At 64.9% G+C, this 21880-nt stretch carries 19 protein-coding genes; 10 read left to right on the top strand and 9 right to left on the bottom strand.

Going from position 1 to position 21880, the window contains the following annotated elements; genetic code table 11:
• Window positions 1-24: 24 nt before the first annotated feature.
• Window positions 25-2745, bottom strand: coding sequence for a TonB-dependent receptor domain-containing protein (locus ASG11_RS05445; protein WP_236697393.1), 2721 nt, complete (start codon window positions 2743-2745; stop codon window positions 25-27).
• Window positions 2746-2997: 252 nt separating this feature from the next.
• Here ASG11_RS05445 and ASG11_RS05440 point away from each other — a divergent pair, with 252 nt between their 5' ends.
• Both ASG11_RS05440 and ASG11_RS05435 read left to right on the top strand, forming a co-directional pair.
• Window positions 2998-4251 (top strand): CaiB/BaiF CoA transferase family protein, encoded by a 1254-nt coding sequence (locus tag ASG11_RS05440; RefSeq protein ID WP_055776169.1) that lies wholly within the window; start codon window positions 2998-3000, stop codon window positions 4249-4251.
• Window positions 4251-6464, top strand: coding sequence for a 2-hydroxyacyl-CoA dehydratase family protein (locus tag ASG11_RS05435; RefSeq protein WP_055776166.1), 2214 nt, complete (start codon window positions 4251-4253; stop codon window positions 6462-6464). Before ASG11_RS05440 ends, ASG11_RS05435 begins: the two co-directional genes overlap by 1 nt.
• A 70-nt stretch (window positions 6465-6534) precedes the next feature.
• On the opposite strand, the gene ASG11_RS05430 is transcribed toward ASG11_RS05435, so the two are convergent.
• Entirely contained in the window at window positions 6535-8103 is a 1569-nt protein-coding gene (locus tag ASG11_RS05430; protein WP_156363670.1) for a hypothetical protein, read from the bottom strand.
• 507 nt (window positions 8104-8610) lie between these two features.
• Here ASG11_RS05430 and ASG11_RS05425 point away from each other — a divergent pair.
• The 4 genes from ASG11_RS05425 to ASG11_RS19460 all read left to right on the top strand — a co-directional run bounded on the left by ASG11_RS05425 (window position 8611) and on the right by ASG11_RS19460 (window position 10624).
• Window positions 8611-9216: an alpha-ketoglutarate-dependent dioxygenase AlkB gene (locus ASG11_RS05425; protein ID WP_055776160.1), complete on the top strand. Its 606-nt coding sequence runs from the start codon at window positions 8611-8613 to the stop codon at window positions 9214-9216.
• A 46-nt stretch (window positions 9217-9262) separates the two neighbouring features.
• A complete protein-coding gene (locus ASG11_RS05420; RefSeq protein WP_055776157.1) occupies window positions 9263-9523 on the top strand; it encodes a DksA/TraR family C4-type zinc finger protein in 261 nt (86 codons plus the stop codon).
• 74 nt (window positions 9524-9597) lie between these two features.
• Complete coding sequence (locus tag ASG11_RS05415; protein ID WP_055780335.1) at window positions 9598-10161, top strand: hypothetical protein; 564 nt, start codon at window positions 9598-9600, stop codon at window positions 10159-10161.
• An 85-nt stretch (window positions 10162-10246) separates the two neighbouring features.
• Window positions 10247-10624 carry a DUF6894 family protein gene (locus ASG11_RS19460; protein ID WP_443024439.1) on the top strand — a complete coding sequence of 126 codons (378 nt, stop codon included), beginning with the start codon at window positions 10247-10249 and terminating at the stop codon, window positions 10622-10624.
• On the opposite strand, the gene ASG11_RS05410 is transcribed toward ASG11_RS19460, so the two are convergent.
• Complete coding sequence (locus ASG11_RS05410; RefSeq protein WP_055776154.1) at window positions 10587-11183, bottom strand: DUF1989 domain-containing protein; 597 nt, start codon at window positions 11181-11183, stop codon at window positions 10587-10589. The two genes, ASG11_RS19460 and ASG11_RS05410, sit on opposite strands and share 38 nt — an antisense overlap.
• Window positions 11180-11887 carry a guanitoxin biosynthesis heme-dependent pre-guanitoxin N-hydroxylase GntA gene (gntA, locus tag ASG11_RS05405; protein WP_055776149.1) on the bottom strand — a complete coding sequence of 236 codons (708 nt, stop codon included), beginning with the start codon at window positions 11885-11887 and terminating at the stop codon, window positions 11180-11182. Before gntA ends, ASG11_RS05410 begins: the two co-directional genes overlap by 4 nt.
• A 285-nt stretch (window positions 11888-12172) precedes the next feature.
• Between gntA and ASG11_RS05395 the strand changes: the two genes are divergently transcribed.
• From ASG11_RS05395 to ASG11_RS05385, 3 genes are all read left to right on the top strand, one after another.
• Window positions 12173-13045 carry a hypothetical protein gene (locus ASG11_RS05395; protein WP_055776144.1) on the top strand — a complete coding sequence of 291 codons (873 nt, stop codon included), beginning with the start codon at window positions 12173-12175 and terminating at the stop codon, window positions 13043-13045.
• Window positions 13046-13348: 303 nt separating this feature from the next.
• The gene (locus ASG11_RS05390; protein ID WP_156363669.1) at window positions 13349-13951 is read left to right on the top strand and encodes a PEPxxWA-CTERM sorting domain-containing protein; all 603 of its coding nucleotides are present in this window, start codon (window positions 13349-13351) and stop codon (window positions 13949-13951) included.
• A gap of 250 nt (window positions 13952-14201) precedes the next feature.
• Entirely contained in the window at window positions 14202-14492 is a 291-nt protein-coding gene (locus ASG11_RS05385; RefSeq protein WP_055776140.1) for a hypothetical protein, read from the top strand.
• 102 nt (window positions 14493-14594) lie between these two features.
• Here the strand turns inward: ASG11_RS05385 and ASG11_RS05380 are convergent, their stop codons facing one another.
• The 4 genes from ASG11_RS05380 to katG form a co-directional block, all read right to left on the bottom strand.
• Window positions 14595-15488 carry a glycosidase gene (locus tag ASG11_RS05380; RefSeq protein WP_055776137.1) on the bottom strand — a complete coding sequence of 298 codons (894 nt, stop codon included), beginning with the start codon at window positions 15486-15488 and terminating at the stop codon, window positions 14595-14597.
• A 3-nt stretch (window positions 15489-15491) separates the two neighbouring features.
• The gene (locus tag ASG11_RS05375; protein ID WP_055776134.1) at window positions 15492-16259 is read right to left on the bottom strand and encodes an SDR family NAD(P)-dependent oxidoreductase; all 768 of its coding nucleotides are present in this window, start codon (window positions 16257-16259) and stop codon (window positions 15492-15494) included.
• A gap of 203 nt (window positions 16260-16462) precedes the next feature.
• Window positions 16463-17404: an alpha/beta hydrolase gene (locus ASG11_RS05370; protein WP_055776129.1), complete on the bottom strand. Its 942-nt coding sequence runs from the start codon at window positions 17402-17404 to the stop codon at window positions 16463-16465.
• Window positions 17405-17647: 243 nt separating this feature from the next.
• The gene (katG, locus tag ASG11_RS05365; RefSeq protein WP_082472608.1) at window positions 17648-19876 is read right to left on the bottom strand and encodes a catalase/peroxidase HPI; all 2229 of its coding nucleotides are present in this window, start codon (window positions 19874-19876) and stop codon (window positions 17648-17650) included.
• A gap of 93 nt (window positions 19877-19969) precedes the next feature.
• Here katG and ASG11_RS05360 point away from each other — a divergent pair, with 93 nt between their 5' ends.
• On the top strand, window positions 19970-20863 hold the full coding sequence (locus ASG11_RS05360) for a LysR substrate-binding domain-containing protein (RefSeq protein ID WP_055776122.1): 894 nt from the start codon (window positions 19970-19972) through the stop codon (window positions 20861-20863).
• On the opposite strand, the gene ASG11_RS05355 is transcribed toward ASG11_RS05360, so the two are convergent.
• Window positions 20860-21849 (bottom strand): amidohydrolase family protein, encoded by a 990-nt coding sequence (locus ASG11_RS05355; RefSeq protein WP_055776119.1) that lies wholly within the window; start codon window positions 21847-21849, stop codon window positions 20860-20862. The genes ASG11_RS05360 and ASG11_RS05355 overlap by 4 nt on opposite strands.
• Window positions 21850-21880 lie beyond the last annotated feature (31 nt).

The following is a 21880-nucleotide window of genomic DNA, read 5'->3' as shown; positions in this document are numbered from 1 at the left end:
GCGTCTCCCGAAATGCCTGGAGCTTCAGAACTTCAGCGTGACACCCACCGTGATCAGCCGCCCGAGCGGGTTTGCGTTCTGCACGTCGAACCCGCCGCTCTGGTTCGCGCTGGGCGCGAGCGCGTCATAAGGCGGATCGCGATCGAACAGGTTGGTCGCATTCACGTTGAACGTGGCCGTGTCCAGGCCGGGGAAGTTGGTGTTCTTGATCGTGTAGGACAGGTCCAGGTCGATCGTGGTCCAGCTCTTGATCCTCTGCACCGGCGTGATCGTGTCGTTGCGGTAGGACGGCACGTAATTGGCGAACGTGTTGACCGCAAAGCCGTCCTTCGACCAGCCGAGATTGCCGCGGACGCGGTATTTGACCGGATAGTTGATGAAGCCGAGCCGCTCCAGCACCGGCGCGGTGGCGGTCTGCGCGACCTTGTAGGTCGTGTAGTAGATTCCGTTCGCGCCGATCTGGAACGTGCCGGCCCGCTCCGTATCGAACCGGTACCGGGCCGAGAAATCGATACCGTCGGTCTGGGTGATGCCCAGATTGGCCGGTCGCGCATCGACGATCACGGCGGGGTTGGCGAGCGCGACGCCGCGGATCGGCAATCGCGACGTCAGCGATTCGACGAACGCGGCGGTCGGATTGCGAATGATGAAGCTGCTGAACAGCGCCGAGCGCTGCAACACCGACAGGTCGCCGAGCAGCGACGAGATCTGCCCCTCATACTTTACGTTGAAATAGCTGAGCGTCAGCGAGAAGCCCGGCAGCGCGCGCGGTGTGAGATCCGCCCCCAGCGACCAGGTTGTCGCCGTTTCCGGCTTAAGGTCGAGATTGCCCTCGGTCCAGGCATAGCCCTGCGTGAACCCGGTGGCGGACAGCGGATCGGGGAAATTCTGCACCGTGAGCGACGGGTTGCTCGACACCAGAGACCCGAGGTTCGGCGCGCGGAACGACGTGCCGTAACTGCCGCGCAGCATCAGCCCGTCGACCGGCGAATAGTTCACGCCGATCTTCGGATTCCACGTGTCGCCGACATCGCTGTAACTGTCGTAGCGGCCGGCGATATCGATATCGAGTTTGCGGATGCCGCCCACCGCATTGTCGTTGCCGAACAGCGGGATCAACACCTCGCCATAGGCCGATTTGAACGAGCGGCCGAGGTTGAAAACCGTCCCGGTCAACGATCCGATCGGCCCGGTGAAACTGCCGTTGGCGACGCGGACCCGATTGTATTCCGCGCCCACCGCGAGCCGGACGTCGCCGCCGGGCAGGGCGAACAGCGATCCGTCCAGCTTCGCCTGGATCTGCGTCTGCTTGGTCCGGCCGATCGCGGCGAGCGAGACGAAATTGCCGATCGCGCTGGAGACAGCGGCGGAGTTTCCGCCGCCATACGGGTTGAACGCGGTCAAGGGGTTGCTGCTGGCCAAGGCCGAGGTGAGCGCTGCGGCGTTCACGCCGTAATTGTAGGCCGAATCCTTGTTGTGGCCGAACGATCCGTTGACCTCCGCCTTCCAGCCGTGCGGCAGATCGACCTGAACGCCGATCGTGCCCTGATACGTTTCGGAGCCGCCGTCGAAGGCCAGCGTATTGCCCAGTTCCTGGCCGAAGAAGTAGTTCACGCTCTCGCTCGCCGGGTTTGTGCCGGGCGGGCGAACGTAGAAGGCGTTGCTGCTCGGCACGGTCAGCGACTGGGCCGTGGCGGCGACGTTGCGCACGAAGCTGCGCTTGTACCAGAAGGCGTCGCCGATGATCCGGATGCCGGAGGTGATATCCTGCGAGAAGGTGGCGACGACGCCGTCCTTGCTGATCTTCGGAATCACGTCGGTGAACGCGCCGATGTCGCAGCGGTTGATCGTGCCCGGCACCAGCGCGCCGGCCGTACCCGGCGTGACGCCGCCCGCCGGAATCGCATAGGTGACGCCGCCGGCGGTGATCGTGCCGGGATTGCAAGTGGCGACGCGGAAATCCGGACCGCCGAAGCCGCGCTGGTCGGACCGGATGTAGCTGCGGTCGAGGCCGTTCAGCGCCGAATGGTAGCTGTGTTCGTAGGTGAGCATCAACTGGCCGGTCGCCCATTTCTTGCCGACCGCGATGCCGTATTGCCGGGTGGTGTAGTTGTCAGCCACGCCGTTGCGGGCGTTCATCTCCACTCCGTCCAGATCGCGCCGCAGGATCAGGTTGACGACGCCCGCGACCGCATCCGACCCGTAGATCGCGGATGCGCCATCGGCCACGACCTCGACCCGCTGCAGCGCGAGCAACGGCACGATCGAGGTATCGGAAAGATTGCCGCCGGTGCCGCTGCCGGGCAGGCGATGCCCGTTGAGCAGGGTCAGCGTCGCGCTCGGCCCGATGCCGCGCAGATTGACAGAATTGACATAGGTGATGTTGCCCGCACCGCCTTGTGCGCCGCGATTGGTTTCGTTGACGCCGATATTGATCGCCTGCGGCACATCCTTGAACAAATCGGCGGTGGAGACCGCCGAGGTCGCCTTGAAGTCGGCACGGCCGACCGCGATCACGCTCGACCCGACCGGGGCGACGCCGCGAATGCGGCTGCCGGTGACGACGATCTCGTCGGCCGCGGCCTGATCGGCGGCCGCCGCCGTCGCGGCGGGATCGGCCTCGGCGGTGACGGGATCGGCGGACGCTGGCGCCTGAGTCGGCGGAACGGTCTGCGCCTGCACGCTGCCCGCGCTCAACGCGGCGAGCGCCGCCCCCAGCAACAGGCGACGTGTTTCGGATTGCATACGATTGCCCATCATTCTCTCCCGCCGATACGTCGGCTTGGACCCGACTGTTTACGTTCATAACAGTTTATATGATCCACTTTCGTTGTCAATCGGCTGATCCATGCGCAGCCAAGAAATCGTTTTTGCACCGCAGCAACAGGGTGTTCACGGAGTGGATGCGGATCTAGCGGCTTGACGCTGCACAAATAATAGTTGAACATTACAACTAATAAGAAACGCATATTTTGCCGGTATCGGCTGGAGAAGAGAATGATCGACGCCCTGTCCGCCTGCGGTCGACCACTCGAGGGCTTGCGCGTCATCGACCTTACCCGGGCGCTCGCCGGCCCTTATGCGACCCTGCTGCTCGCCGGGCTCGGGGCCGAGGTGATCAAGGTGGAGGATCCGCGGCACGGCGATCTGGCGCGCGAGAACAGCCCCTATGTCGGACGGGACGGCGTGGGGGTGCAGAAGGTGCACGACGACGACGTGTCGGTCTCGCATCTGTCGCGGGCGCGGGGCAAATACGGCGTGTCGCTGAACTTCAAGCAGCCGGGTGCGAAGGAGGTCTTCGCCGATCTGGTGCGCGGCGCCGATATCGTGGTGGAGAATTTCAGCAGCGGCACGGCCGAACGACTCGGCATCGGCTATGCGGACGCCCGGGCGATCAACCCGCGGATCGTCTATTGCTCGCTCAGCGGGTTCGGCCAGAATGTCGATGCCGGCGCGAAGGCGATGGACGTGATCGTGCAGGCGCTGAGCGGCGCGATGTACGCGAGCGGCGGGCCCGGCGAACCGCCGGTCCGCATGGGCATTCCGATCGCCGACATGCTCGCGCCCGTGTTCGGGGTGATCGGGATCCTCGCGGCGATCGAGCAACGGCACCGCACCGGCCTCGGCCAGCAGGTCGACGTCTCCATGCTCGGCGCGCTGACCTCGTTCGTCGCGATCGAGAATTGGCATGCCATGCGGCTGGCGGGAATGGAGGGGCGTACCGGCCTGACCGTGCATCGCCTGTCGCCGTTCGGCATCTTCGCCTGCCTGGACGGCCATATCGCGATCGTCGCGACGCACGATCCGCTGGCGATCGGATTGATTCGGGCGATGGGCGAGGAGGACATGCTGGCCGATCCGCGCTACACCAACCGCGATTCCCGCGTCGCCAACGCGCGATCGCTGGAGGAACGCGTCACGGCCTGGACCAGCACGTTGAGCGTCGCCGACGCGGTCGCCGCGCTGGACGCGCAAGGGGTGCCCGTCGCGCCGGTACGACATCCCGAAGCCGCGCTCGCCGACCCCCGCGTCGTGGCACGGGGCGAAACGGTGCGCACGATCCACCCCAAGTACGAAACCCCGGCGGATCTGCGCACGGCGGGCATTCCGATCCAGTTCTCGGGCGGGGCGACGGGTTTCGACGACGTGATGCCGATCCATATCGGCGAGCATAACGACCGCATCTACGGCGACCTGCTGGGCTATTCCGCCGATCGCATCGCCGCGCTGAAGGCGGAGGGCGCGATCTGATGGCGGGGGGGGCCATCGCCTGTATCGGCGGCGACCTGCCGAACGCGCTGATCCGCGCCGCCGGCCTCGAGCCGGTCCATGTCGTGCCGGACCGCCGACGCGCGACTCCGCTGGTCGACGCGCTCGGCCTTGCCGTCACGATGGGTACGGCGGCGCGCACCGTGCTGGAGACGATCGCCGAGAATGCCGATGCGTGGGGCGGCGTGCTGCTGTCCCATGCGGATGCCGCCGCCCCCCAGGTGTTCGCGGCGCTGCGCGCGCTGCCCGAACTGCGCCTGACGCCCGACCGCGTGTTTCTGTGCGATGTGCTGCGGCTCGATCGGCCGGCATCGCTGACGTACAGCCTGTGCCGGATGGAGCGACTGCGCCGGTGGCTGGAAGCGATCGGCACGCCGTTCGACGATAACGAGCTGCGGGCGGCGATCGCGGTGGAGGAGTCGCGCCGGCAGGACGCGATCGCCGCGCAGGCACGGCGGCTGGCGGTGCCCGGGCGGCGGATCCTGCTGACCGGCGGCACGCAAGGCGAGCGCTGGGCGTATGACGCGATCGCGGTCGGCGGGGCGACGATCGTCGCGGAGGACGGTGCGGCGGGTGCGCTGGCGCGGCCCGAAGCGATCGATCCCACGCTGCCGCCGATGACCGCGCTGACGCAACAGGCGATGCGGTGGCCGGGCGGAGCGTTCGCCGGCATCGCACGCTATCGCTCGGACCTCGCGGCGCTGATCGCCCGCGTACGCCCGGACGCCGTGCTCCATCTGTCATATGCCGATGACGAGGCCGCCGCCTGGACCGTGCGGCCCGCCGCAGAGCTTTGCGCCGAAACCGCCACGCCGCTGCTGGCGCTGCACGTGTCCGACACGCAGGCGGAGACCCTTGCCGCGTTCGCGGCGGAACGCCCGCTGCCGCCGCCGCCGCCCGCGCGCGCACCGCGCGCGGTCCGGCCCGTCGGGTCGCCGGCGCCGCGCGAGCGCAGCCGCAAGGCGCTTGCCTCGGTCGCGAATTTCGGCGCGTACCAACGCGAATGGTTCGCCACCGTTCGCGATCAGGCCGCCGCGGGCGAGCCGTTCGCGATCGTCAACGCCAACGCCCCCCAGGAAATCCTCCGCGCCTTCGACATCCCGTTCGTCGTCAATCAATGGTGGGCCTCGATCGTCGCCGCCAAGCAGCAGTCGAAACGCTATGCGGCGTTGCTGCGCGACCACCGCTATCCCGCGACCGTCGAAGCCTATAGCGCTCAGGGCCTCGCCGCCGTGTTCGACGAGGATGCCGCGCTGGCACCGTGGGGCGGCCTGCCCCGCCCGACGATGCTGCATGCCGTGGCCGACAGCGATGCCACGCGCAATCTGTTCGACCTGTGGGCCGAGGCGACCGGGGCGGACCTGCATCTCTACGAACGCTCGATCGAATCGCGCTGGGCCCTGCCGGACGCTTGGTGGGACCGGCTGCACGATGATTGGGAGGCCACGATCGAAACGGAACGGCTCGATCTCATGACGGCCGATCTGAACCGTTCCGTCAAACGCATCGAACAGACCACCGGACGCACGTTCGATCGTCAGCGCTTTGCCGAGGTGATGGCGCTGGTCAACGAACAGGAGGATTATTATCGCCGCACCCGCGATCTGATCGCCGCCACCCGCCCCGCGCCGGCCTCGATCGTCGACACGATGCCCGCGACGATGGTGCCGCAATGGCACCGCGGCACCGTATGGGCCCGCGACGCCGCGCGCGCCTTCTACGAAGAGGTACGCGCGCGTGTCGCGGCGGGCGATGCCGCCGTCGCCGGCGAGCGGCTCCGGCTGATGTGGGTGGGACGAGGTCTCTGGAACGACACGGCGTTCTACCAGCGCTGGGAAGCAAGCCATGGCGCGGTGTTCGTCTGGTCGATGTATCTCGGGCTCGCCGCGGACGGATATATCCGTCGCTGCGGGCCCGGGCAGGATCCGATGCGTGCGCTGGCCGCGCGCTTCGTCACGATGGGCGACGAACTGCGCATGCCGACCTGGGCGGGGGCGTGGCACGTGAAGGAAGCGTGGACGCACGGCGTGGATGCCGCGATCGCCATCGACGATGCCGATCCGCTGGTGCTGCGCGCGCTCGAAGCCGCCGGCGTTCCGGTCCTGAAGCTGTCCATGTCCAACCATGGCGACGACGCGGATATCGCGATCGACGCGCAAGTCGCGACGTTTCTAGACCAGCTTGCCGATCGCTGATCGACCTGGCTCGACAAGCCATTTCGGCGGCCCCACCCGGAACCGTCGCATTATTCTGTTTCGGACCTCGTCATTTCGCGATGGCGTCGAGAATGGCACGCCGCTTCGGAGACGCCTGGCCGGTATATTCGTGCTGCCCCCAACTGCCGTACCTGGTGGTCGTGCCGGTGGCATTGTAGAGCATGAGCGGGCCGGTGTGGACCGCCTTCAGATCGGCGAGGTAGCGATCATAGGCTGCGCCCATCAACGGGCTGCGCTGCATTTCTTCGTTGATCGCGGCATTGACGTCGGTCGAGACGGTACCCTGACCGCCTTCATAGATCATCGATAGCTTGCCATAGGCCTTGGCGCTCGCGGCGACGTTGGTCGTGTGGCCGATCGCCGCTACGCGCGCGGTTTCCACCAATGCGAACAGATCGGCGAGGGTCAGCGCGGTCGGCGTCTCCGTGTTCAGCACCTCGGTCCCGAAATAGGGTGCGTCGGCAAGCGCATCGACCCATTGCGCGGTGTCGCGGAAGGCCATGAACTGGTCGATGCCCGGGGTGTTGCCCGACTGGAAGGAGGCGACGCGCACCAGCCGGGTCGGCTGAGCCTTGAATATGTCGGTGATGATCTTGTTCTGCTCCACCGTCTTTTCGGCATAGCGCAGCATGACATTGGTCCACCGGTCTGGACTGAGATTTTCCGCGAGCCCCTCGTTCAATGCCTGGGTCGTGACCTTGAACGCCCAGTTCCATACCTCGTTACTCGTCTCAAAATACGCTTTGCCCTTCAGGGTGTCGCGGATCAGCGTCGCCATGCGCCGGACGTAATCGTCGTCGGCATTCCATGGCACGGTGAACCACGCGTCTGCTCCGGCGGCGTTGGCGATCTCGATCTGATCCTCCAGCGGCTGGTCTTCGTTGACGTACGCGGTGCCGGGCAACGCCCGTGTCGCCCAGGTGATGGGGAGGTTGTTGTTTGCGTTCGACCAGTCGAGGAAGCGGATGACGCCGTACAACTTCATATCGTCGACATAACGCTGGTCGAGGCGACCATTGGCGACGACCCCGGCCTCGCGGCAATCGAGATTGCGGAACGTACCGTCGCTCTGCGACAGATCGAACCACAAGACCCCATGCTTGCCCGGCACGCCCTGCGGCACCCACACCACCGTCGCGGTATGATCGCCATAGGTCGTCTGCGACATGCCGCCGAGATGTGCGATGCCGGCACCTTCCCACGTGCACGTGATCGCAGTGGACTGTCCGCTGTAGACGGCATTTGGTGCCGCGAGATAGATTCGACCGGCCGTGTTGGGATTGCCGACAGAGTTGTAGCCGCCGACCACGTTCATCCACTCGCTGGAGCGGTAGGCGAGATTGGCCCAGATCCGCTCGGTTCCATAATAGATTTGCGGCACCGCGCTAACCCCGACCGGCGACCTGGACGGGCTGGCCGTCGGCGTCGGCGTTGGGGTGGGTTGCGGCTCCGGCGTCTTGGGCGCTCCCAGGGCAACGACAGAAACGTCGTCGGTCGTGCCCGATCCCCCACAGGATGCCAGTAAAAGGGCGGCGGAGATCGCACCCGCCCAATGCGTCGCGAGCCCGCGAGGGTCGCGCTCTTCCTGCCCCGGTGCCACGCCGTCCGCGCTGATCATCTCAAATTCTCTCTGGATCTAATGGATTGATGCATGAAGATCGATGCCCGGCGCGACGATCCAGCCGGCAGGCGCCTGCGCTCCGCGCGAGATCACGGCGAGACGATAGCCGACAAGCCGATGGCATGCCCCGGGCATTGCGGAACACGCGAAGACGACGCGTTAAACGGTGCGGCCCCATGCGCACGATCCCCCTATCGGACCGCAAATCGCCGTCCGATGCCGTCGTGTAAGCGGCGACGGAGGCGAGGATAAACCCGTCGGCATACGACACGTCGCCGACAGAGACCGGACTGGCGACAATTGTGTGATAAATCAGTCGGGTAGCAGCATCCGACAACGCGATCTCGCATTGGACGACAGCGGAATGTGCTCCCGACCCACTTCGCCCCATCTTTCCCTCGCGCCTCTTCAGCCGTCGCGAAAAAACCCTTGCCGCGACGCCTGCGACAAGCCCAACGTGGCGACGTTTCCGCACACCGCAGGCACGCTCATCAGCGACGGACTATGCTCGACCTCTTCGACACCCCTCTCCTGCCCGGTCTTCGATCGATGGACGCATTCGTGTCACGGCAGGACGCGCCGGTGCTGATCGCCGCGATCGACGACGCCCCCCTCTCGCCGTTCCGCTTTCAGGGCTGGCTCGGCAAGCGGCTGACCCACAGTTTCGGTTGGCACTATGATTTCGACACCGGAGCGTTCGCGGCGGTCGCGCCGATCCCGGACTGGCTCGAACCTTTGCGCGCCCGCGCGGAGGACTTTGCCGGGCTGACGCGCGGATCGCTCGTCCAGGCGCTGGTGATCCGCTACGACATCGGTGCCGGTATCGGCTGGCATCGCGATCGCCCGCATTTCGAGCATGTCGTCGGAATTTCACTCGGGAGCCTCGCCATCATGCGGTTCCGGCGGCGCATCGGCGCGCGCTTCGAGCGGGTGAATCTTCCGCTCGTCCCATGCGGCGCTTATCATCTGAGCGGCGAGGCGCGCCACGACTGGGAACACAGCATCGCCGAGATGAGCGAACCGCGCTGGTCGATCACCTTCCGCAGCCTGTCCGACACGGGCCGCGCGCTATTCGCGGCCGCCACGGCGCTAGGTGTAAATCGCCGATAGAATACCCATATCGGTCAGATACTTGATCAAAGCGAAGAAACGGAAAATGGCAGGCGGTTGGACGCGCGATGGCGCGGTACAGGATCAGATCGACGATACGGTGATGGACGCCGTGCTCGCCGCGCGTGCGACGATGCCGAGTGGGGACAGCGAACCGTGGTGCGTGGTGTGCGGCGAGGACATTCCCGAGGGGCGCCGGCAGGCGCTCCCGGGGGTCAAAACCTGTGTGACCTGCCAGAGCGGACGAGACCGACCCGCGGCAAATCTTTTCAACCGGCGTGGCAGCAAGGACAGCCAGTTGCGGTAACCTCGGCGGCGGCGGTTGGCAGGGGCAGCGCGCCGATGCTGCCGCCAGCGCCTTTCGCGCGTTGGGAATCGATCATGGCGCGCCAGCAGAAACTCAAGGTCTTTCGAACTCCGATCGGGTTTCACGACGCCTATGTCGCTGCGCCGAGCCGGAAGGCTGCGCTGGAGGCCTGGGGATCGGACCGCGATCTATTCGGGCGCGGTGTCGCCGAGCAGGTCACCGACGAAGCGCTGATGCGCGAGCCGCTGGCGCATCCGGGCACGGTGATCAAACTGTCGCGCGGCACCATGGCCCAACAGCTGGCCGCCCTGCCCGACGATCCGCCACCGCCGTCCGCGAAACCGGACGCGACCTCCTCACGCGCTGGATCCGATGACCGCGTCAAACCAGAAAAAAAGGCGTCAAAGCCCAAGCCCAAGCCCGATCGCGGACCGCTCGATCGCGCCCGGGAGGCGCTCGACGCGGCAGAAGCCGGATTCGAGGCGGAACGGACCGACTTCAAACGCCGCGCCGATGACCTTGCGCGCGAGCGGGCCGAGATGGAAAAGCGCGAAAAGGCCGAACGCGACAAGCTCGACCGTGCGCTCGACAAAGCCGATGCCGAATATCGGCAACGCATGCGCGCATGGCGGGGTTGAGCGCTCGAAGATCGCAACCCTTCGTGATCGACGAGAGCTGCTTGATCTAAGTTGTGTGGGTTTATCAATTCGCGACGTATGACAAATGCGTCACTGGCGTTCTTGGCTGCCGGTGATTGTGAGACAGGGCTTGTGCTCCCGCCGATCGCGTGGAGTTCCTATGCCCCTATACCATTTCGCTGTCGCCGATCGGTTTCCTCCCCAGGTTGCCGACGCTGTCGAACTGCCCACGATCGCGCTTGCCCGGGCACACGCGTTGCGATTTGCAGCCCAGACATTGAACGATCAGCTTCCGACATTCTGGGACGCGGACGAATGGGTTCTGACGGTCAGCGACGCGGAGCGGCTCACGCTCTTCACGATTACCGTTCTTCCTTCGAATGCAGCGGGGACGGCGCCAACCGCCAAACATCGTTCAGCATCGTCTACGGATTGTCGTCTATCCGGTAGTGGATCGGCTTGAACGTACCGCCATTGCTATCGGGTGCCGAACAGGCGGTCAGGCCGATGATCAGATCCATCTGCGCCCGAAACACGATGTGGTCACCCGCGCGACTGAGCGGAGGCAACACAGCCAGCTTGCCGGTGGCGCCGTCGATCGGCACGTTCATGAAACAGTTGAACGCTACCGGGATCTGGTCCGCCATAATGCCATATGGCTCCAGCGCCGCCGCCAGATTGCCGAAACAGCCACGATGCGGCTGAAGCGTCGGATAGAAGTGGTGAAACGTGTCGTAAGAACACGGCGTCAGCAGGAAATCGTGCCGCCCCACCGTATCCTGTTCGATCACCAGCATCGGGCGACTGCGGTTCGAATAGAGCGTATGTCCTTTCGTCAGATACAATGTCTCGGCATAATCGAGCGTGCGGCCGGAGGAGATGACATGGCCGGTATCGGCCTGATCGAACGCCAGCAGATCCGCGACCTGCTCGCCCCGAGGATCGATCACGGAGAGCAACTCGCCTTTCCTGATGGTGAATGCCGTTCCGCTGCGCTTCGGTATCTCGATCGTCTCGCTCATCGCGGATCGCCGCTATAGTGAAACGGGCACTTCCACGTCTCGTCGACATGCCGCCCCGAATATTGCGGGGCCGCGCTGGCCGCGCCGTGCCGCTCGAGCATCGGGTTTCGCGTACCGGCCAAAGCTTCGTCGCGAGACATGATCTTTTCCCGCATCGTCTCGTATTTGTTCTGCGCACGCAGGATCTCGAACTGGTCGTGCAGATTGAAGATCATCGCAGGATGCGGAAACCGGCGGGCCGGCCGGCTGGCGTTCGGATGCAGGCCGACGATGAAGAACGCCTCGCCACCGAAGCTCAGCGAGAAATGCGGGCTCTCCGGGTCGTGGCTCACCGCCTCATCATACGACTGACCACGCCACACGTCCTTGTCTGAGATCGACTGCACACGCTTCCAGAGCTCCGCTTCGAAGGCCGCCTCGGAGAGGTTGTCGGGGCCCTCGAACACGACGGCGAAGCTTCGGAAAAGCGATGGCTCCTCGTTATACGCCGAGGCGAAGCGCAAGAGTCCGTCATGGATCCGCAGATCGTCCCATCCGCTGTCGATGCGGTTGCACGCCAGGACCTGAAGCGTCCCCTTGGCAAGCGCGGCCTTCGCGCCGACGCATGGAAATGACGGGTCGGCGACGTGCGTGTGCATCAACGCTTCGAGGTCCGTCTGGGCGTCGTGTCGCCAGCGGTACAAGGGTGTTTCTGGAACGGGCATGGGGATGAAGACTCTTGGCGACGCGCGAGCGTTCCAGAAAAGATCGCTGATCCGGATCAACTAAAATGGTCGGCGGTCGCGCACTTGCGGTCCCGCAAGGCATATACCGCACCACCATCCGGCGGCATCTCATCGTCGGCATTGTGCCATCGATCGTCGACAATGTGCTGCGTCGCCAGGTCATCGCGAACACAGGGCACGATCAGCGAAGCCTTGACATCGACACCGGTCGCACAGGAAACATGAACCCGCCCTAAGCGCGCCAGACCTTGTCCCGGAGATCGTGTGACCGAGCCCTCGTCCGACCTGACATCGCTGCTGAGCGCTCTTTTCGGCCATTTCACGGTCGATGACAAAACCGCGATGGGTCGAGTGAACGCGGCACTGCTGGCTGGATTGGTCACAACCGGTTTGGGGGCGATGGCCGCGGTAGGTGTAGCACTCGGCAAAGCGCTCATCACCCTGGCCAGCGCGATCGTCAATCGGCACATCATCGTGCAAAAGCTGACGCTCGCTCCGGTACGACTGACGGAGGAAGATGCGCGCCGAGTGGCGGTCCGCTGCCTGTTGATACGCTTCGGTACCGACCTCTATTTCGAAAAACTCGCATCGGATCAGGAACGCTACGAAGGGCGGCTGCAAAACCGTATACTTCGCAACCGCGCCACCGCGGCCGATCGGGACAATGGATGGGTCGCATCGCAGTTCAACCTCCCGATCCACAATCGGCTTGGAACCCAGTTCAAGTTTTTTCTGGAGGTCGAGGAGCCGGACGCGCCGCTTGGCGGCATCATGATGCAGGTCAGCGACAAGATCGAGGAGGTCGCCCGCCGCGAACGTTATTTCCGCATCCGGCTCCCGCGCGAAGGCATGGCGCCCGAAATGCTGGTGACCATGGGAGAAAACGCCGAGCAGGCAGCGGCGAGTGCATCTGCTCCGTCCTCCGAACGGGCATATGACGAGCGATCCGAGGCCTATCGCATCGCGTGCACATTGGCCGATGCTTACAACCTGCCCAAACAGGATATCGTCAGACGCTATAAACGCAAGGCGATGCGTCGCAGCGTCCTGTGTTACCGCCTGTGGTTCACGCTAGCGGACTTTCCGCGCGTGAAGACTGCCGATGGATTGGAAAACAATATGGCGTTTCCGATCTGACACCCGCAAGGCGATGGTGCGATCCATAACATCCACCAATCATGAAAAGGGCTGGGCCGCGACGTCGAGAATGGCGTCAGGCTTCCAGGGCGCCGTCCTCCGGAACTTGTGACTGTTCGCGAACCAGCCTTTCCGACCAGCAGAGGACATCGTTAAGTGGTTAGGATCCTGTAAGAAGTTCTTACGCTTCCGCTGTCCGCCGTTGCCGTTTACCATCGTCCCCTTCGCGAAAGCACCGATGGCACGGTGATTGCTAAGATCACGTCGACGCCTGGGAACAGGTTTTTGCACGAGGATCCGACGATGAAGATGACGAACTTGTTGCTCGCTGCCACCGTGGCGATTTCCGGGCTGACCGCGGCGACGGCGGCGGACGCTGCGGTGACGATCAACATTACCCAGCTGGGCGCGAATGTGGCGCTGACGGCCAGCGGTACGTTCAACACCGCGCTCGCGACGCTGATCGATTCACCGGCGTCGTTCGGTCAGCTGGTCGGCCCCTCGTATGCCTTTGCCGGCTTCGGCACGCAGGGCAGCGTCAACACGTACGTCGCGACCGGCCCATCCAGCTTCGGTCCATCGAGCACCCTGACGAACACCACTGGCAATACCGGGCTCGGGATCGGGATCTACGGAGCCTTCCCCGACTTCATCCTGTCCACCGCGTATGTGAGCAACTCGCAGATCAATTCCGCTGGCTTCGTCAACAATGCGACATTGGCATCGATCGGTCTGACCGCTGGCGTGTACAATTATACGGTCGGGGGCAACACCGTCACCGTCAACATCGGGCAGGCCGCGGCCGTTCCCGAACCGGCGACCTGGGGGCTGATGATCCTCGGGTTCGGCATGATCGGCGCGGCCGCCCGCAGCCGCAAGATCAAGACGACCGTCGCCTACGCATAAGAGTTTCTTCTCCCGAAGAACGCTGAGCCGCTAGCCGAAAGGCTAGCGGCTTTTTGCTGCGATACGGCCCGGACACCTGCAGACGCGATGAGGTCGATTCGTCGCGGCGAGCGCCTTTTCGAGGCGGTTGCGTTCGACTCCGCAAAGGGCTCTCTATGTCGCCGGACAGCGATGACTTTATGACACCGCTGTTTTCGGATTGCACCGGTATCGTGATATGCGCAGGTCAATAAAATAGGGGCTGAGCCTGATGATCACGACGAGCGACCGCGTTGGAAATCCCGGAAACTGGCGCGTCGCGATGTGGGCCGCGATCCTCGGGTTGCTCGCCTGTCCGTTGATCGCCATGCAGTTTACGACCGAGGTGCGGTGGGATGCGGCCGATTTCGCCGCCGCCGCGATGCTTCTTTTCGCTCTCGGCGCAGTGGTCGAATGCGCTTTTCGTTTCTCCGCCCGATCACTGACGCGCGCGAGCATCGTCAGTGCCGCCGTGCTGATCGTCATGGTTATTTGGGCCGATGCCGCCGTCGGGATCTGGTGACCTATCGCCGATCGCCCGAAACGGGTTCGCGATTAAAATCCCAGCTGTCTATCGTCCCGTCGCGATAGGACGTGCCCGGCGAGCAGACCGAATGCCCAACGCCTACGCATAGCGACGGATCAGGGCGCGGCGCAGGATGCGATCCTCGAGCGAGAAATAGAGTGCGATGCGCTGCTCCTCCATCACGGTCGAGGCGGCAAAGGCGATATCCGTCGAATCGCGGTGCGTGGGTGGCGGCGGGACCAGCATCGGCTCCAGTCCGCGCCCGGTCACTCGAGTGAAATCCCGGTCGAAGCTCACCCAGCCGATCCGCCAGCGCGCGTCGTGCGTCGCGCCATTGTAGAACATCACCGGATCCTGGCCGTCGATCATGGTCATCGGCCCCGTGGACAGGTGCCAATTGTCCCAGCTGTCCTCGCGAATGCCGAACGGGTCGGGCAGCACGGTCCATGGACCTTCGGCCGTCGGTCCGCCGGCCATGCCGATCCGCGAGGCCTCGTGCGCGGCGTATTCGTAGAACAGTCGCCACTCGCCGGTGGAAGTCTGGGCGAGCGTCGCTTCCTTGATATTGCCCTCGTCGGGTGGCGCCTTCAGCACCAGCTTCGACTTGACCAGGGATTCGAGATTGGGCCCCTCGGCCATGATCATCGAGCCTTGCGTACGGGCCGCATCGACGCCGGTATAATAGACCAGGACGCGATCGTCGGGTAGCACCACGACGGTGGGATCCTCACATCCGCCGGCATCGTCGGGGTCCGGCCCCGGCACGATGGCGAGCTTGTCCTGCATCTCGAAGGTCAGCCCGTCGGCACTGCGCCCGCCGGCGATGATGCCGGTCGGATCTTTCGGCCCAAGCGGCCACGGCACGCCGCGCACCATGATGCGATAGCCGCCGCCCTCGCGCCAGACGAACGGGCTCATCAGGTCGAAGCCCTGGCCGAGCGGTCCACCGATCAGCGCGACCTCGTCGAGTTGCTCCACCGCATAGGTGACCATGTCTCAGGCCCCCTGCGCTACGGTCAGCGACAACGCGCCATCGATCGTGACGGTCGTGCCGGTGATATACTCCGCCGCCGGCGAGAGCAGGAACGCGACCAGATCGGCGACCTCGTCCGGCCGCCCGGCCCGCCGCCACGGGATCGCCGCTTCCTTCGCGGCCAGTTCCTGCGGATGATCGAGCGCGGACTGGTTCATCGGCGTCAGGATCATGCCCGGCGCCACGCCGTTCACCGCGATACGCTTGGGCGCGAGTTCCAGCGCGAGCGTGGCGGTCAGTTGCGAGAGACCGCCCTTCGCCGAATCGTAATCGACGCCGCCCGGACGCGGAGCGCGTTCATGGATCGAGGAGATGTTGACGATCCGCCCCGTCACGCCCCGGCGTTCGATCGCGCGGACGAAACGGCGGCACGTCAGGAACGGCCCGTAGAGATCGGATCGGATCACGCGGTCGAACTGGGCAAGCTCCATGTCGACCAGATTGGTGCCGCTCATGTTGAGACCGGCCGAATTGACGAGCAACGTGGCGGGGCCGAATGCCTGTTCGACCGTATCGAACAATCTGCCGACCGCAGCCTCATCCGCAACGTCGGTCTGGATCGCGATCGCTCGGTCCCTGCCGCCGATCGCCGCACAGATCGTCTCGGCCGCCGCCGCGTCGCGGTAATAGGTAATCGCGACCCGCGCGCCCGCCGCCCCCAGTTTCGTGGCGCAGGCCGCGCCGATGCCTGATTCTCCGCCCGTGACGATGGCGACCGCGTCAGTGAACATGCCGAGTTCCAAATTCTGTTCGGAGGAGCCTTCCTTGCCGTCGTACAGGCGCGATGATGACGCCCGGCGGAAGGTCGCATGTCGTAATGTTCATACTGACGCGCGCCCCCGCCGCCTGTTGCGGTCCGAAACCAGACGCCGCCTGATGCCGCTACCGGGCGACGCACACGGCCGGACGACCGTGGCGGGTCGATCGCCGAAGGTTACCGCAGGAAACGCTTGAGCGCTGCGGCATGATCGGTGCGGGCGCGGACCGCGACCGCCGCGGTCGGATGGATGTCGAAGCCATGAAACGCGCCCGGGTAGACATGGAGTTCGGTCGGCACGCCTGCGCGGATGAGCCGTCGGGCGTAATCGAGATCCTCCTCCAGGAACAGGTCGAGTGCGCCAGTCGTGATGAAGGTCGGCGGCAACCCGGCAAGATCGTCCGCCCGCGCCGCGGCTGCATAAGGCGACACGCCTTCGACCCCGGGCGCGTGGCCGAGCAGGGCCGACCAGCCGAAATGGTTGCTGGCGGGCGTCCAGATATATCGCCCGACATGCGGATGAGGTTCGGCGTTCACCGTGCGGTCGTCGATCATCGGATAGACGAGCAGCTGAAACGCCAGGGCAAAGTCACCGCGGTCGCGCGCCAGAAGCGCCAGCGCCGCGGCGAGCCCGCCGCCTGCGCTTTCACCGGTGACGCCGAGCCGAGCGACATCGACATTCAGGGTTGCGGCGTTGGCGACAACCCAGGCCAGCCCGGCATAGCAATCCTCCACCGGCCCCGGGTGCGCCGTCTCCGGCGCGAGACGATAGTCCACCGACACGATCACCGCGCCCAGGTCCTCGGCGAGCGGGCGGTGGCGGAACTCGAGCGACGCGGCGTCGCCCATCACATACCCGCCGCCGTGGATGTGATAGATACAGGGAAACGGACCCGCGCCCTGCGGGGTGTAGACGGTCAGCACGATCTCGGGGGCGCCCGGGGGTCCGGGCACGCGATGCTGGGTCCTTAAGACCTGATTGGCGACGATCGGCGGGATCGGCAAGGTCCGTCCGCCGGTACGGATGTCGGCCAGCATCGCCGCGTCGAGCGTCAGCGTCGGCCACATATCGAGCAACGGGCGGAGTTCGGGATCGATCAGGTCAAGAGCTTCGGACATCGCTACCTCTCGTCAAGCGCATACGGCGGACGCTTTGCACGAAAATCCTGCCCGGGGGCAATTTCGGATCGAACGAGAATGTCGGCACCCGCCTCGCCTCGACGGCCGTGCCCGGCGCCTCGGCCTCGGTTCGGCTCACGGAGCTTGCTGCCGAAGGCGCGCGGCCCGCATCCAGGGTGCCCGACGGCCCAAAAAAAAGGCGATCGCTTTCGCGACCGCCTTCTTTTCCCGTTCACATTGCGATCAGGTCGCGATGTTCGAGCTCATCGGCTTGGCCGTCACGTCGAAGCGGTCGGCATCCATCACCTTCACCCAGGCCTTGACGAAGTCCTTGACGAACTTTTCCTCATTGCCGTTTTCGGCATAGACCTCGGCGGTTGCACGCAATTGCGAGTTCGAACCGAAGACCAGGTCGGTGCGCGTGGCGCGCCACTTCTCGCCCTTGCCACCGCGGTCGTGCCCGACGAACTCCTCGTCGCTCGACGGATCGACGAGCTGCCAGAAAGTTTCGTTGTCCAGCAGATTGACGAAGAAGTCGTTGGTCAGCTGCCCCTTTCGGTTGGTCAACACGCCCTCGGGCTTGTCGCCGTGATTGGCGCCCAACACGCGGAGGCCGCCGAGCAGCACCGTCATCTCGGGAGCCGACAGACCCAGCAGCGAGGCCTTGTCGAGCAGCAGTTCCTCGGTCTTCACGGTCTGGCGCGTCCGCAGATAGTTGCGGAAGCCATCGGCCTGCGGCTCCATCCATGCGAAGCTCTCGACCTCGGTCCAGTCCTGGGTCGCATCGCCGCGACCACCGGTGAAGGGCACCTTGACCTCGAAACCGGCATCTTTCGCAGCCTTCTCGATCGCCACCGACCCCGCGAGGACGATCGCGTCGGCAAGCGACATGCCACCGCGCAACTCGTCGAGCTTGGCAAGCACCGTCGCAAGCTCCGCGGGCTCGTTGATCGCCCAGTTCTTCTGAGGCTCAAGCGCGATGCGGGCACCGTTCGCTCCGCCACGATGGTCGGATTTGCGATAGGTCGAGGCGGATGCCCATGCTGTCTTGACCAACTGGCCGACGCTGAGGCCGGAGGCTAGCACCTTCTCCGCGAAGGCCGCGACTTCGCCGTCGCTGGGTGCCGTTCCCTCGGGCACCGGATCCTGCCAGATGAGCGTTTCCTCCGGAACCTCTGGGCCGAGGTAGCGAGCCTTCGGACCCATGTCGCGGTGGGTCAGCTTGAACCAAGCACGCGCGAATGCGTCGTCCAGTGCCGCCTGATCGTCGCGGAAGCGTTCGGAGATCGCGCGGAATTCGGGATCCATCTTCAGCGCCATGTCGGCGGTCGTCATTATCGTCGGCACGCGCTTGCTGGGATCACGCGCATCGGGTGCCATATCTTCCCACTCGGGATTGACCGGCGTCCATTGCTTCGCGCCGGCCGGGCTGGACGTCAGCTCATAGTCGTACTTGAACAGCAGGCGGAAATAATCGCCGGTCCACTGCGTCGGATTATTCGACCACGAGCCTTCGATCCCGGACGTCGTGATATGGCCCTTGCCGATCTCGTCACTGTCGGTGAGCCAGCCGAGACCCTGCATGTGCACGGCTTCCGACGCAGGCTCCTTGCCGAACGTATCGGCGGGTTTCGCTCCGTGCGTCTTGCCGAATGCGTGGCCGCCGGCGGTGAGCGCGACCGTCTCCTCCGAGTTCATCGCCATGCGGGAGAAGGTCGCGCGCATGTCGCGAGCGGACCCGAGAGGATCGGGGTTGCCGCCCGGGCCTTCCGGATTGACGTAGATCAGGCCCATCGAGTCGGCGGCCAGTGGGCCGTCCAGATCGAGCTGCTCGTCCGGGCGGATACGGGTCTTGTGATCGGCATGACCGATCCACTGCTCCTCGGCACCCCAATAGGTGTCGCCCTCGGACTGATAGACGTCCTTGCGGCCGCCGGCGAAGCCGAAGGTCGGCCCGCCCATGCTCTCGATCGCGACATTGCCGGCCAGGATGAACAGATCCGCCCAGCTGATGTGCTTGCCGTATTTCTGCTTGATCGGCCACAGCAGGCGCCGCGCCTTGTCGAGATTGCCGTTGTCCGGCCAGCTGTTGAGCGGTTCGAAGCGCTGCTGGCCCGAAGCCGCGCCACCGCGCCCGTCGGTGACCCGATACGTGCCCGCGGCATGCCAGGCCATGCGGATCATGAACGGACCGTAATGCCCGTAATCCGCCGGCCACCACGGCTTGCTGTCCGTCATCAGCGCGGTGAGATCGGCTTTCAGCGCGTCGTAATCGAGCGCCTTGAAGGCCTCGGCATAGTCGTAATCCTCGCCCATCGGGTCGGGCGACACGCCGTGCTGGTGCAGGATCTCGACGGGCAATGCATCGGGCCACCAGTCCTTGTTGGTACGACCAAGCAGTGAGCGAACGGTGCCCGCACCGCCGCCATTCCGGCCCATCGGGCAGCGCTCGCTTGGATCTTCGTCAGCCATGGTCTCACTCCTTTTGTGGGGTTGTTGCCGCTTTAATGGCCGGGGACAAATTTATCTAATGAATTGAAACAATTTCTGCTATCGGTTCAATCGATGAATCCAATCCCGTCGCTCAGGCAATTGTCCTATCTGATCGCTCTCCATGAGCATGGCCATTTCGGGAATGCGGCCACCGCCTGCTTCGTCTCGCAATCCACGTTATCGGTGGGCATCGCCGAACTCGAGCGGCTCTTGGGCACGCGCCTGGTCGAGCGTTCCAAACGCCATGTCCGGTTCACCCCGATCGGGGAGGAGATCGTGGTGCGCGCCGGGCAAACCGTGCGCGCGGCGGAGGATCTGTTTGCCGCGGCCCAACGCCCCCATGAGCCGCTGGTAGGTCCGCTACGGATGGCGGTGATCCCGACCGTCGCGCCGTTTTTGCTGTCGAGCATCCTGCCAAGCCTCGAACGCGACTGGCCACGGCTGCAATTGTACGTGCGTGAGATGGTGACGAGCGTCGCCTGCGAGGCGATGGAACGCAGCACGATCGATTGCGTGCTGCTCGCCCTGCCGGTGGAGTGCGGCGACGTCGAGAGCATGGACATCCTGGTCGACCGCCTGATCCTCGTCGCCGCCAAGGGACGGGACGAGATGGCGTCTCCGTTATGCGACGCCGACAACGACCGACTGCTTCTGCTCGGAGACGGACACTGCCTCAAAGCGCATGCTCTCGCGGTTTGCAACCGTGCGGCCGCGGAGGCCGACAGCCGGCTGGTCGCCGCCACGCTGCACACGCTCGTTCAACTGGTCGATGCGGGTCTCGGCTATACGCTGCTTCCGCAGATGGCGATCGACGCCGGCATCCTCGATGGCACGTCGGTCGAGACGCGGCCGGCACAGAGCCTTCACGCGACGCGCACGATCGCGCTGGTTTGGCGTAGCGGCCATCCGCGTACGAGCGATTTCAGGCTGCTCGGCGAGACGATCCGACGCGCGGTGGGTGCCTAGTCGGCCGCCGCGCCGATCAGTCGTTCCCAGTTGGCAAAGGCGAGACCACGCCGCGCCGCATCATCGAGATCGACCGTCTCGAGAAATCGCCGGGGTTCGCGGCCGGGACGATATTGGTAGGGGAAATCGGTCGAGAAGAGCAGGCGATCCGGCCCGACGATCTCCAGGCACCGCTTGAGGTAGGGTTCGCTCCACATGCCGCTGCCCGTTACATAGAGATTGCGACGCGCGTAATCGCCGAGCGATCGATCGAGCTTCAATGCCCGATTCAGAACGGCCTCCGTCCGTTCGAGGTAGAACAACACCACCTCGCCCCAATGGCCAAGAATGATCTGGAGTCCGGGCAGTTCATCGAAGACGCCCGCCGCCGCCAGACGAACCCATTCCAATCCCGCCTCGTAATGCCAACCCAGGCCGAAGGCGGCGAGGGCGAGGTCCGCCTGCGCACCGATCCCGGAATAATTGGCCTGGCGAACCTCCGGCGACGGTGTCTGCGGATGGATGAAGAGTGGAACGCCCAGCTCCGCCGCCTTTGCCAGCATGGGCTGGAGGGCAGGATGGTCGAGATGCCGCTCGCGTGTCCGCCCGCACACCAACGCACCTTTGAGGCCGAGTTCGCGCACGGCGCGCTCCAACTCGCGCGGGGCCGCGTCCGGATCAGCCGTCGGCACGGCCGCAAACCCTTGGAACCGGGTCGGATGACGATTGCACGCATCCGCGATGAGATCGTTGACGCGACGCGCCTCTTCCACCGCCGAGCGGGGTTCCAGATTGTGGAGGCCGGGCGTGGTCAGCGAAAGCACCTGCACGTCGACGCCCTGCTCGTCCATCAACGCCAGACGATGTTCACCGAGATCGGCCAGGCGCTCGCCCGTCTCGCCCCCGTCCGCGATGGCGGATACCGGGTCGTGCGGCGGCGGCGCGGAAGCCCACGCCTCGCGGACGTGGAGCGGCAGGATATGTTCTTCGATCGCTATCAGGCGCATATACGTCTCGCATTTGGCTGGCGAAGAACCA

Origin of the sequence: Sphingomonas sp. Leaf357, from assembly GCF_001423845.1 — a bacterium.
In the GTDB taxonomy this organism is placed as follows: domain Bacteria; phylum Pseudomonadota; class Alphaproteobacteria; order Sphingomonadales; family Sphingomonadaceae; genus Sphingomonas.
Note: the sequence above shows the minus strand (reverse complement) of the source record. Positions and strands in the feature narration are given on the sequence as shown.